This window comes from Ferrovibrio sp. (assembly GCF_017994015.1).
GTDB lineage: Bacteria > Pseudomonadota > Alphaproteobacteria > Ferrovibrionales > Ferrovibrionaceae > Ferrovibrio.
In genome coordinates, this window is sequence record NZ_JAGOLP010000002.1 from 217,179 (window position 1) to 228,586 (window position 11,408).

General features: G+C 63.4%; 16 protein-coding genes. 13 read left to right on the forward strand and 3 right to left on the reverse strand.

What is annotated here, in order from left to right:
- The first annotated feature begins 9 nt into the window (after positions 1–9).
- The 4 genes from yacG (at position 10) to fdxA (ending at position 2,302) form a co-directional block, all read left to right on the forward strand.
- A complete protein-coding gene (gene yacG / locus KBB36_RS02790) occupies positions 10–204 on the forward strand; it encodes a DNA gyrase inhibitor YacG (protein WP_290976537.1) in 195 nt (64 codons plus the stop codon).
- A 202-nt stretch (positions 205–406) separates the two neighbouring features.
- Positions 407–1,210: a VacJ family lipoprotein gene (locus KBB36_RS02795; RefSeq protein WP_290976540.1), complete on the forward strand. Its 804-nt coding sequence runs from the start codon at positions 407–409 to the stop codon at positions 1,208–1,210.
- 103 nt (positions 1,211–1,313) lie between these two features.
- Entirely contained in the window at positions 1,314–1,616 is a 303-nt protein-coding gene (locus tag KBB36_RS02800) for an RNA-binding S4 domain-containing protein (protein WP_290976542.1), read from the forward strand.
- A 353-nt stretch (positions 1,617–1,969) separates the two neighbouring features.
- A complete protein-coding gene (gene fdxA, locus KBB36_RS02805; protein WP_290976544.1) occupies positions 1,970–2,302 on the forward strand; it encodes a ferredoxin FdxA in 333 nt (110 codons plus the stop codon).
- 2 nt (positions 2,303–2,304) lie between these two features.
- On the opposite strand, the gene KBB36_RS02810 is transcribed toward fdxA, so the two are convergent.
- Complete coding sequence (locus KBB36_RS02810; protein WP_290976547.1) at positions 2,305–3,114, reverse strand: hypothetical protein; 810 nt, start codon at positions 3,112–3,114, stop codon at positions 2,305–2,307.
- 70 nt (positions 3,115–3,184) lie between these two features.
- Between KBB36_RS02810 and KBB36_RS02815 the strand changes: the two genes are divergently transcribed.
- From KBB36_RS02815 to KBB36_RS02830, 4 genes are all read left to right on the forward strand, one after another.
- A complete protein-coding gene (locus tag KBB36_RS02815) occupies positions 3,185–3,670 on the forward strand; it encodes a CarD family transcriptional regulator (RefSeq protein WP_290976549.1) in 486 nt (161 codons plus the stop codon).
- 7 nt (positions 3,671–3,677) lie between these two features.
- Positions 3,678–4,589, forward strand: a complete 912-nt coding sequence (locus KBB36_RS02820) for a hypothetical protein (protein WP_290976552.1) — start codon at positions 3,678–3,680, stop codon at positions 4,587–4,589.
- A gap of 9 nt (positions 4,590–4,598) precedes the next feature.
- Entirely contained in the window at positions 4,599–5,210 is a 612-nt protein-coding gene (locus KBB36_RS02825) for a PAS domain-containing protein (protein WP_290976554.1), read from the forward strand.
- A gap of 89 nt (positions 5,211–5,299) precedes the next feature.
- Positions 5,300–6,202 (forward strand): RNA polymerase factor sigma-32, encoded by a 903-nt coding sequence (locus tag KBB36_RS02830; protein WP_290976557.1) that lies wholly within the window; start codon positions 5,300–5,302, stop codon positions 6,200–6,202.
- Positions 6,203–6,211: 9 nt separating this feature from the next.
- Here KBB36_RS02830 and KBB36_RS02835 read toward each other — a convergent pair whose 3' ends face one another.
- Positions 6,212–6,742 carry a GNAT family N-acetyltransferase gene (locus KBB36_RS02835; protein WP_290976559.1) on the reverse strand — a complete coding sequence of 177 codons (531 nt, stop codon included), beginning with the start codon at positions 6,740–6,742 and terminating at the stop codon, positions 6,212–6,214.
- Positions 6,739–7,677 (reverse strand): hydrogen peroxide-inducible genes activator, encoded by a 939-nt coding sequence (locus KBB36_RS02840; protein WP_290976562.1) that lies wholly within the window; start codon positions 7,675–7,677, stop codon positions 6,739–6,741. Before KBB36_RS02840 ends, KBB36_RS02835 begins: the two co-directional genes overlap by 4 nt.
- A 163-nt stretch (positions 7,678–7,840) precedes the next feature.
- Between KBB36_RS02840 and KBB36_RS02845 the strand changes: the two genes are divergently transcribed.
- From KBB36_RS02845 to KBB36_RS02865, 5 genes are all read left to right on the forward strand, one after another.
- Complete coding sequence (locus KBB36_RS02845) at positions 7,841–8,383, forward strand: peroxiredoxin (RefSeq protein WP_290976565.1); 543 nt, start codon at positions 7,841–7,843, stop codon at positions 8,381–8,383.
- A gap of 59 nt (positions 8,384–8,442) precedes the next feature.
- Positions 8,443–9,006, forward strand: coding sequence for a carboxymuconolactone decarboxylase family protein (locus KBB36_RS02850; RefSeq protein WP_290976568.1), 564 nt, complete (start codon positions 8,443–8,445; stop codon positions 9,004–9,006).
- A 152-nt stretch (positions 9,007–9,158) separates the two neighbouring features.
- Positions 9,159–10,202: a PAS domain-containing protein gene (locus tag KBB36_RS02855; RefSeq protein WP_290976571.1), complete on the forward strand. Its 1,044-nt coding sequence runs from the start codon at positions 9,159–9,161 to the stop codon at positions 10,200–10,202.
- A gap of 15 nt (positions 10,203–10,217) precedes the next feature.
- Positions 10,218–11,225: a PAS domain-containing protein gene (locus tag KBB36_RS02860; protein ID WP_290976574.1), complete on the forward strand. Its 1,008-nt coding sequence runs from the start codon at positions 10,218–10,220 to the stop codon at positions 11,223–11,225.
- A gap of 78 nt (positions 11,226–11,303) precedes the next feature.
- Positions 11,304–11,408 (forward strand): SMR family transporter (locus KBB36_RS02865; protein ID WP_290976602.1); only part of this gene is annotated, 105 nt, incomplete at its 3' end.

Genomic DNA, 11,408 nt, shown 5'->3' on the forward strand with positions numbered 1-11,408 from the left:
TACGCCGAGATGACTGAGCGACGCTGCCCGATCTGCGCCAAAGTGATCACCGCCGAAGCCCCGGCGCAATCGGCGCCTTTTTGCTCGCCGCGCTGCAAGGATGTGGATTTACACCGCTGGTTGTCCGGTGGTTACGCGATTCCGGCGGTGGAGCAGGATGATCCCGATGCGGAAGACTTCGCACGCGACCCTACATTGCATTAAGTGTTTGAAAACCTTACCGGTAAACTGTTGCTTTTTTGCACCAGAGGCGGCAAAAAGGATAAAGACGCGGGGTGAAATCCGCCACAGCCTATCCTGGTGTGGCGAATGGTCTTGCCTCGTCCCGCCGAATGCCGGATAACTCCAGGCTAGAGAGCAGTAAGAGGTCGTAAGACACATGCGCGCAGCCCCAACTTTGGACCGGATGAAGAAGTTCGTCCTGGTCAGCGTTTGTTCAATCGGCCTGCTCGCGGGCTGCGCTTCCGGTTCGGCGGAAGGCCCTGCCACGTCTGCCGCGCCGGTTGATACCGTCAACGACCCGCTGGAGCCGATCAACCGCGCCGTGCTGGAATTCAACAAGGTTGTTGATCATTTCCTGCTCAAGCCGGCTTTGCTGACCTATCAGCTGGTGCCGCCGCCGATCCGCGATGGCGTGCATAATGCGCTGCTCAATCTGAAGGCGCCGGTGATTTTCGCCAATGATCTGCTTCAGGGCGAAACCGGCCGCGCCGGCAATACGGCGGCGCGCTTTGCGATCAATTCCACGGTTGGCCTGCTCGGCATCTGGGATCCGGCCGATATCTGGTTCGGCATTCCCGGCCATACCGAGGATTTTGGCCAGACCATGGCGACCTGGGGTGCCGGCGAAGGCCCGTTCCTGATGTTGCCGCTGCTTGGCCCGTCCAATCCGCGTGACCTGCTCGGCCTGGCGGTGGATTCCGCCGCCGATCCGTTCAACTGGTATGCCCGCAATATCGATGAAGACACCTTCATCTATGTGCGCCAGGGCCTTACCGTGCTGGATACGCGCGACGAGTTGGGCGGTTCGCTGGATGCGCTGGAGCGCACCTCGCTCGATTTTTATGCCAGCCTGCGCACCATCTACCGCCAGCGCCGCGCCGACGAAATCAAGAACCGCCCGACCTCGCAGAAGCCGACCGCGCCCAGCGTCAGCATGGCTGCCAAGCCGGATGATGCGGTGGAAACCAAGCCGGCCCAGGCCAAGTAGGCAGGCGCAAGCTGCGGGCGACCGTAACGATAGAACAAGGCGTCCATTGCGGTGGGCGCCTTTTTTCTGGCCTGAAATTTTTTTGCCATGATGCGAGGCTGGCATGAGCGAAGCCAGCCTGCGGCTCGACAAATGGCTGCATTTTGCCCGCTTCTGCAAGACCCGCGCCCTGGCGCAGCAGATGATCCAGAAAAGCCGCATCCGCATCAATGGCCGCGTGGTTGACAAGCCGCATGCGCTGGTGCGGGTGGGTGATGTGCTGACCCTGCCGTTGCGCAGCGGGGTGCGGGTGCTGCGGCTGCTCAGCCTGCCCGAGCGGCGCGGCCCGGCGCCCGAGGCCCAGGCCGGCTATGCCGAGGTCTTGCCTGGCGGCCTAGCCGCGCCAGATGGAGGCGGCATGGATTAGGGTCCGGACCCGTTATTAGTGGGTCCGTGACGGCGTGATTTTCTTGCCTGGCCAGGAGGCAAGCCGAAAGCGATGTGGGACATCGGTGAGGCTTGTCGACGCCGCCAGGCAAGAAAAGCACACCGCCCCGCAGGGGTTGGCCCAGGCAGGCCGCCGGACGTTGTCGCAAATCTTGCCCGTAGCCCCACTACGCGCTGCGATTTGCTCCTAGCCGGCGGCCTGCCTGGACCAATCCCGGACCCATTAAGAACGGGTCCGGACCCTAGACTTGCTGCTGGTCCTGGCCATGGCGGGATTGACCGACCCGTACCACTATGCTACCGGATGCCCGCCCCCGCCGAGGATAAAGCCGCATGACCTATGTCGTCACCGAGAATTGCATCAAGTGCAAGTATATGGATTGCGTCGAAGTCTGCCCTGTCGACTGCTTTTATGTCGGCGAGAACATGCTGGTGATCAATCCCGACGAATGTATTGATTGCGGTGTCTGCGAGCCGGAATGCCCGGCCGAAGCGATCCTGCCGGATTCCGACGACAAGGCGGTGGCGTGGCTCGAACTGAACCGCGACTATTCGGCCAAATGGCCCAATATCACCAAGAAGGGTGAAGCGCCGGCCGATGCCGATGACTGGAAGGGCAAGCCGGGCAAACTGGCCCTGCTCGATCCCAATCCGGGCAAAGGCTAGTATCAAGATAGTTTCCCACTCATCAACACTACCAGAAATAGGCATTTACCGACAAAGCGGCCGTGATGGGTTCTGTCCATCGCCGTGCTGCTGTGGTATAATTGTAACCGGATAACAACGCTTTTCAGGGATTCTGCTGGAAAGTGCCGGGTTTCATTCTCCCGCTTACCCGTTTCCGGTCCCTGGGCGGCCGCCTGCTTTGGCCGCCTGCCGGGGCCGTTCGGGCAGCCAATCTGGCAACAGACTGGTCCGAACCGGGATGGCCGATCCGAGAATGAGGGGCTGGTTGTTGATGCGAGGTGGAGCTTGAAGAAAGCCAAGGACAAGAAGGCGGCAACGGCTGCGGCAGCCAAGAAGCCGGCCAAAAAAACTGCCCCGGTGAAGCCGGCGGCCAAAAAACCCGCTGCCGCTGCCAAGAAACCGGTTGCGAAGAAGCCGGCGGCACCCGCCAAACCCCCTGTCGCCAAGACATCAGCCGCCAAGCCGGGCATGGATAAATCGGCTTCTGCCAAATCGGCTGCTGCCAAGCCTGCCGCCAAGGCGCCAGCTTCAGCCAAATCCGCGCCGGGCAAGACCCCTGCAGCCAAGCCGGTTGCCAAGGTACCGGCCGTAGTGACAACAAAGCCGGCCACACCGCCCGCCGCCAAGAAGCCGGCTGAAGCGAAAGTGGCCAGCAGCAAGCCCGAGAACGCAAAACCCGAAGCCGTTAAGCCGGAAGCCAAAACCGAGAGCAAAGCCGCCGCCGCCAAGGCGCCGGTGCGCCCGCTCGCGGTTTCCGCCGCGCCGACACGGCCCTTGCCGCAGCCGATCAAGCCGGTGGATCACCGGCCTGCCGCGCAGAGCAAGATCGTTCAACCCAAAACTGTTCCAGCGAAGGTAAAAGTGGATTTTAGTGCCGGAGACCATGTTGTTTACCCCACCCATGGTGTGGGTAAGGTGTTACGCATTGAGCGCCAGTCGATTGCCGGCTTTGAGCTGGATTTGATGGTGGTGGAATTTGAACGCGACAAAATGACGGTGCGCATCCCGCTCACCAAGGTGCAGTCGGTTGGCATCCGCAAGCTCAGCACGCCGCTGAAAATGCGTACCGCGCTGGATACCTTGAAGGGACGCGCCCGCATCAAACGGGCGATGTGGAGCCGCCGCGCCCAGGAATACGAGGCCAAGATCAATTCCGGTGATCCGGTGCAGATCGCCGAAGTGGTGCGCGACCTGCATCGCAATGCCGGCCAGCCCGACCAGAGCTATTCCGAGCGCCAGATTTACGAAAGCGCGCTTGACCGCCTGGTGCGTGAACTGGCTGCGGTGGAGCGGATCGACGAGGATTCGGCGGCCAAGAAGCTGGACAAGTACCTCAAGGCGGCGTGACCGCGCTGTGAGCGACGCGCCCCGCATGGCCGGTGCGAGCGGGCTTACTGCACGTTCGCCGGGCGGGCCGGCGATGCTGGCCGGGCCGGCTGTTGGCTTCAGCGCTGTGTCAGGCGCCATACCGGGCGCCGAGGCCTTTGCCGTGCTGCGTGGCGCGCGCCGGGTATGGGCGATTGCGGCGATCCGTGCCGATATTGATCGGCTGCGTGAGGCACATCAGGAACTCGCCATCCGGCTGGTGCCGGGGGATCGCTTGGTCTATCTCGGCAACATGATCGGCTATGGCGAAGCCGCGCTTGCCACGCTCGACGAGCTGGTGATTTTCCGGCGCGATTTTCTCTGCCTGCCCGGCGCCATGCCGGAGGATATCGCCTATCTCAAAGGCGCGCAGGAGGAGATGTGGCGCAAACTGCTGCAAATCCAGTTTGCCGCTGGCCCGGCCGGGGTATTTGACTGGATGCGGCGCCACGGCCTGGATGCCACCTTGCGCGCCTATGGTGAAGACCCCGACAAGGTGCCTGGCCTGCTGCGCGAAGGCGCCAGCCGGATCAGCCGCTGGACCAACGGGCTGCGGGCCACGATCCGCCAGCATCCCGGGCATGACGAATTGTTTGCCGCCCAGCGCCGCGCTGCTTTCACCCAGGGCGGCGAATTGCTGTTTGTGCATGCTGGCATCGATCCGGCGCAGCCTCTACCGGCCCAGGGCGACCATCTCTGGTGGGGTTCGCCGGCTTTCCGCGCCCTGGCGGCGCCCTATGCCGGTTTCCGCCGCGTGGTGGCGGGCGCCAACCCGCAAGGTGAAGGGCCGCATCTGGGCGCCTTCACCGCCTGCCTGGATGGCGGTGCCGGTTTTGGCGGGCCACTGAATGTGGCCTGTTTCACTTTAGATGGTACTGTTGCGGAGAGTTTTGCTGTATAACCACACGCAATGAGCGAAGTGGGGGCGGAGCAGCAGGGGCAGAACCAAGTCCGCGAGGATTTGGCGGCAAATTTCATGGCCGGCCGGCATGCCGCGCTGAATGCCTATCTGGTGCAGCATGGCGCCCGTCTGGCCGCCTTGCATTGGCAGCCCGAGCCGGCCCAGATCCCGGATACCCCGCTGCGCTTTCTGCTGCAATACTGGCAGAGCCTGAAGCCGGCCGATGGCATCCCGCCGGCCAGCGCGATCTCGCCGCTGGAGATGCGCCCGGCCTTGGGCTACATCCTGCTGATTGACGTGCTGGAGCAGGGCTGGGATGGCCGCTTCCGGCTTTACGGCACCAAGGTGGCCGAGATGTATGGCTGCGACATGACCGGCCGGCTGCTCAGCGAGATTGATAACGGCAATTACATCTCGCTGTTTTTCCGCGCGTTATATCGGGCCGCCTGGCTCAGCCGGCGGCCGGTCTACAGCCATCACGAGCCGCCGCTGCGGGTTTCGGTGCGCGACTGGCGCCGCCTGGTGCTACCGCTGGGCAATGCCGAGGGCGAGGTCTGCCGTTTCCTGGTGGGCAATGTGCCGGGTGCCTGGCGCCCGCCGGCCAGCAATCCGCAAGGTTGACCAGCAATCCGCAAGGTTGATTCGCATCGGCGATGATCCACTCGGCGCCCGGCTGCGTAAATGCAGCATACAGCAGCGGGGATTGGATCATGCCACAGAACAGCGCCGGTTCCTTTTCGATTGCCGCGCCGCGCAGCAGCCAAGGCGGCGGCGAGGCGGCGGATCGCGCCTTTGTGCGACGGGCGATGAAACAGCCCTTGCTGACCCCCGAGCTGGAAATTGAACTGGCGCAGAAATGGCGCGAGACCCAGGACCAGACCGCCTTGCACCGCCTGGTGGCGCCGCATATGCGGCTGGTGATCTCGGCAGCGGTGCGGTTCCGGCATTACGGCCTGGCGCTGAATGATCTGATCCAGGAAGGGAATATCGGCCTGATGCAGGCGGCAGCGCGCTTTGAACCGTCGCGCGGTGTGCGCTTTTCCACCTATGCCACCTGGTGGATCAGGGCGGCAATCCAGGATTTTGTGCTGCGCAACTGGTCGATTGTGCGCACCGGCACCACGGCGGCGCATAAATCGCTGTTTTTCAATCTGCGCCGGCTGCGGGCGCGGATCGAAGGCGGCGGCCGCGAAAGCCTGAGCCCCGATGGGCGCAAGCGCCTGGCCACTGAAATGAAGGTCAGCGAGGCCGATGTGCTGCATATGGAAAGCCGGCTGGCGGCGGGCGACCGGTCACTCAACGCCCCGGTGGGCGAAGAGGCGGATACCGACTGGCAGGATTTGCTGGTGGATGACCGGCCCAATCCGGAACAGGCCACCAGCCAGCGCCATGACAGCAAACGCCGCGCCGCCTGGCTTGGTGCGGCTTTGCAAAGCCTGCCGGAGCGCGAACGCATCATTGTCAGCGCGCGCTTTCTCGGCGAGGGCGAAGTGACACTCGAACGGCTTGGGCTGCGGCTCGGCATCAGCAAGGAGCGGGTGCGCCAGTTGGAACACCAGGCGCTTGGCCGGCTGCGCCGCCGCCTGGCCGATATCCCGGATTTGCAGGTTTAGAGTCGGACTCTAGCTTTTGAACCAGGCCGGGTCGGCTTCGGCGGCCAAAGTGGCGATGGCCGGGCGGCGCATACGGTAGGGCAGCCAGGCCTGGCGTTCATCCTGCATATGGGTGATGTCGAGCCGGTGGTAAAATTCCCGCGTCGGATTCCAGTCCAACACGTTCAGGTCCACCCGCGGGCAGCCGCGCTGATGCGCAATCGCGGCCACCGCGGTGATCAACTGGCGGCCGATGCCATGGCCGCGCGCGCTTTCCAGCACAAACAGGTCTTCGATATAGATGCCGGCGCGGCCTTCCCAGGTTGAGTAATTGTGGAAATACAGCGCAAAGCCGACAGGCGCGCCGTCCAGTTCAGCGATCAAGGCCTCAAAGCGGCGCGGCTCCGAGAAGCCGTCGCGCAGCACATCGGCCTCGGTCAGTTTCACACTTTCCGGCGGCTCATGCTCATAGGCCGCCAGGGCCTGCACCAGCATGACAATGGCGCCGGCATCGGCGGCGGTGGCAGTGCGGATGATGCTGCGATACTCACGGATGCTCATGCGGCGGTCTTGCCTTTGCTGGGGAGGGCGGCGAGCAATGATTCGCCAAACAGACGGAATTCCTTAGCGCGTTGTGTGCCACGACGCCAGACCAGGCCGATCTGCCGCGATGGCGGCGCCTGGCTGCTGCCAACCGGGCGGGTGATCACATCGGTGCCGCGCAGGATGCCGGCGCTCAGCGCCAGTTCGGGCAGCAGGGTGACGCCCAGGCCGTTATCCACCATCTGCACCAGGGTATGCAGGCTGGTGGCACCCATACTTTCGCGGCCGCTTGCGCCGCGGCCCGGGCGCGGCAACTGGCAGGCATCCAGGGCATGGTCGCGCAGGCAATGGCCGTCTTCCAGCAGCAGCAAAGGCTCATGCTGCAAGGCCGGCAGCGCCACGGTTTCGGCGCCGGCCAAAGCATGGTCGCGCCGGCAGGCAAAGCGGAACACATCGTCAAACAGCGGCATGGTCTCCACCGCCCGGGCCTCAATCGGCAGGGCCAGCAGCAGCAGATCAAGTTTGCCGGCCTCAAGCTGCTGCACCAGCCGCTCGGTCAGGTCTTCACGCAGGTAAAGCTTCAGCTGCGGCCAGCGCCGCCTCAGGCCGCGCAGAACACGCGGCAGCAGGAACGGGCTGATGGTGGGGATCACCCCCAGATTCAGTGGCCCGGCCAGCGGCTCGGCGGCGGCGCGCGCCAGCAGCACCATTTCCTCGGCCTGGGCAAGCAATTCGCGGGCGCGGGCCGCCATCACCTGGCCCAGCGGGGTCAGCACCACCTTGCGCTTGGTGCGATCAACCAGGGCGGCATCCAGCTGGCTTTCCAGTTCCTGGATGCCGGCCGAGAGCGTGGATTGGGTGACAAAGCAGGTTTCCGCCGCCTTGGCGAAATGTTTCAGCTCGGACAAGGCCACCAGGTAACGCAGCTGTTTCAGGCTCGGCAGGTTTATCATCGAAATTTCCGATTAGTGTAACGAATTTAATCCGTTTGAACGATTAGATTAGCATCGCTACATTGCTGGTCAAGGGAGCGGCCCAACCGCTCTCCCACCGCCCCAGAATCAGGCCGGCATGCCACACAAAGCTTCGGCAGCCGGCACAACCAGGAGACTAAACATGCTTACCATTGGCGATAGCTTCCCCCAGTTCAACCTCAAGGCGGTTGTCTCGACCGACATCAAGAATGCCTTCACCGACATCAGCAACGCCAGCGATGCCGGCAAATGGAAGGTGGTGTTCTTCTGGCCGAAGGATTTCACCTTCGTCTGCCCGACCGAAATCGCCGCTTTCGGCAAGCTGAATGGTGATTTCAACGACCGCGACACCGTGGTTTACGGCGTCTCGACCGACAGCGAGTTTGTGCATCTGGCCTGGCGCCAGAATCACGCCGACCTGAAGGCGCTGCCATTCCCGATGCTGGCCGATATCAAGCGTGAACTGAGCCAGCAGCTTGGCATTCTGGACAAGAATGAAGGCGTCGCGCTGCGCGCCACCTTCATCGTTGATCCGGAGAATGTGATCCGCTTCGTGTCGGTGAACGACCTCTCGGTCGGCCGCAACCCGGCTGAAGTGCTGCGTGTGCTCGACGCGCTGCAAACCGACGAACTCTGCCCCTGCAATTGGCAGAAGGGCGAGGAAGTGCTGAAGCCGGCCGCCTAAGCGGTAGTCCCTCCCCGCCGCCCTATCGGTGGCGGGGAACCTCCCCTGGAGACAAAATCATGTCGATCGAAGACCTGAAGACCCGCCTGCCCGAGTATGCCAAGGACCTGAAGCTCAACCTGTCGAGCCTGGCCGCCGAACCGGGCCTGACCCAGCAGCAGCGCGCCGGCACTTTCATCGCCACCGCATTGGCGGCGCGTGAACCGAGCGTGATCCGCGCCATGCTGGCCGAATTCGGCCCGCAACTCAGCCCGGAAGCGTTGCAGGCTGCCAAAGCCGCCGCCGCGATCATGGGCATGAACAATATCTACTATCGCTTTGTGCACATGATGGGCGAGCAGAGCGGCTACAAGACCATGCCGGCCAAGCTGCGCATGAACGTGATCGGCAAGCCCGGCGTTGAGAAGGTGGATTTTGAGCTCTGGTCGCTCGCCGTCTCCGCCATCAATGGCTGCGGCATGTGCCTGGAAGCGCATGACCACGAATTGCGCAAGGCCGGCCTGGAGCCGGAGAAGATTCAGGCCGCTGTGCGCATCGCCGCCACCGTTCATGCTGTGGCGGTGACCCTGGAAGGCGAAGCCGCCAGCGCCGATCTGCCGGTGCAGGCCCAGGCCGCCGAGTAAGCGAATATCAACACCCCACGCGGCAACCACCTCCTGGTTGTTGGCTGCCGCGTCTAGGCCGCCGGCCATCCCCCATCCTGGCCGGCGGCCTTTTCGGTGTAGGTCCAATGTCTTGACCTTGCCGATAAAGCAGGCGTCAATGCGGCATGCGTATGTTGTCGCCCCCGCGCCGCCTATTGGCCCAGCCGGAATTTGATCTGGCGCTGTATGACAGGCCGGAACATGTCGCAGACTACTTGCTTAATCCACCTCTGGTGCAATTGACGCAGGAATGGGCCGCCCTGGCCGCGCAGGGCCGGCTGCCGGGTCGGGCGGATTTTCCGCCTGAGAAGCTGCGTTACATGCTGGGCAATCTGGTACTCACCGATATCGTAGAGGGCGAAGCCGCCGGGGCATTGCCGGCCGGGCTTAAGGCGAATATGCGCTATCGCCTGTTTGGCTCCAATTTTGTCTATCAGCGCGGCTATGACCTGACCGGCAAGCTGCTGACCGATCATCCCGACCCGGCCCTGGTGCAACAAGGCCTGGTGGCCTGCCAGGTGCTGATGCAGCGCCGCCTGCCCACCCTCGGCCGTATTGTCGGCCTGGATGCCGCCGGCAGCCCGGTGCTGACCGAATCGCTGTTATTGCCGCTGGCCGACGATGGTGTGACGGTGAACCGCGTGCTGGGTGGCCAGTTCAACCAGCCGATGGACGAGGCATTGCGGGCGCGGCGCGATCAGGCCCGGCTGCTGTATGGCGATCCCGATATTCTGCGCCTGCTGGTGCGCCATGCCGACCTGCGCCGGCTGCTGGCGGATTGGGAAAGCTGGCGCGGCAAACGCTGCATGCCGGCGCGCGCCGATTTCCAGCCGGAAGATTTACGCTATCTGCTCGGCAATCTGTTCCTGCTGGATGTGGTGCCGCAAGCCGATGGCCTGCCTCGGCTGCGCTATCGCCTGTTTGGCAGCGCTGTGGCGCGCTATCGCGGCTATGATCTGACCGGGCGTTTCCTGGATCAGCATCCGGATGCCAGTTTTGCCGCCGCCGCCAGCCAGGCTTATGCTCCGGTGCTGGCTGCCCGCCGCCCGCTCTGGGCTGATGTGAACGGCCGCAGCGCCGCCGGGCTGCTTTTCGGTTTCGAAGCCCTGGTGCTGCCGCTTTCCAGCGATGGCGAAAATGTCGATATGGTATTGGCGGCCCAGATTCTGCCATGAAGCAACAGGAGCGTGATGCTTGGCCCGTTTGATGTGATCCTGGAAGGCCAGCTTGCCGGCACACCCGCGCTGCTGGCGCCGCGTCTGCGCAGTAACGAATTGAGCCAGTTGCTGCGCGACTGGCAGGAGCATGTTCAGCGCCAGGGCTGGGCGATGCCGGCACCGGGCGATTTCACGCCGGAAAACCTGCGCTATCTGCTCGACCACATATTGTTGTTCGATGTGGTGCGTGATGCGACCGGCTTGCGTTTCCGCTACCGGCATTATGGCAGCCATTTCAGCTTCGCGCGCAATTTTGACCTGAGCGGGCAATTCATCGACGCCCACCCCAATCCGCATTTCGCCACATTAGCGCAGCGCACGCTGGAGCATGTCTGCGCCACCGGGCTGCCGGTATTGTCAGCCACCAAAATGCGGCAGCCGGATGGCGCGGAATATCATGTCGAAGCGTTGTCGCTGCCGCTGGCGCCGCCGGGCGGCGCTGGGGTGGACACGGTGCTGGTGGGCCAGTTTGATCACCTGCTTGGCAGCGAGCAGATGCCGTTTCGGGTCAATATCTCCGATCCGGCCTTGCTGCGGCATTGGGTTGAGGCACCGGCCTTGCGCCAGCTGCTGGAGCAATGGGATCAGCTTTGCACCACACGCGGCAGCCTGCCTGTGCGGGCGGATTTTCCGCCCGAGAATTTGCGCCCCTGGCTTGGCCGCGTCATCCTGCTGGAACGCCGGCCGAGCGATCCCGGCCTGCGCTATCGCCTGATCGGCAGCGGCGTGACCGAGGAGCGCGGCTATGACATTACCGGCCAGCCGGTGACCGACCACCCGGATGCGGAATATGGCCGGGTGATCCAGTGGTTCGGCCTGGCCGTGCTCAATCTCGGCCGGCCGGGCTGGTATTGTGGTCATGGCTTCACCCCTTATGGCACGTCGCTGTTTGTCGAGGGGCTGTGCCTGCCGTTGCAGGATGATTGTGTGCTGGCGGTGCAATTGCCGCGTAAACTTGAAAATTCAGTGCCGCCAGCCTAAATAAAACTGGCGCCGGGACGACCCGGCCGCTCCCCCAAATACCGATGGGACGGCCCATCACAGCGAACGAGCCTTCCCATGGCATGGATTCTCCTGTTCCTGGCTGGCCTGGCCGAAATCGGCTGGGCCGTTGGCCTGAAATACACCGCCGGCTTCACCCGGCTTATGCCCAGTCTGCTCACC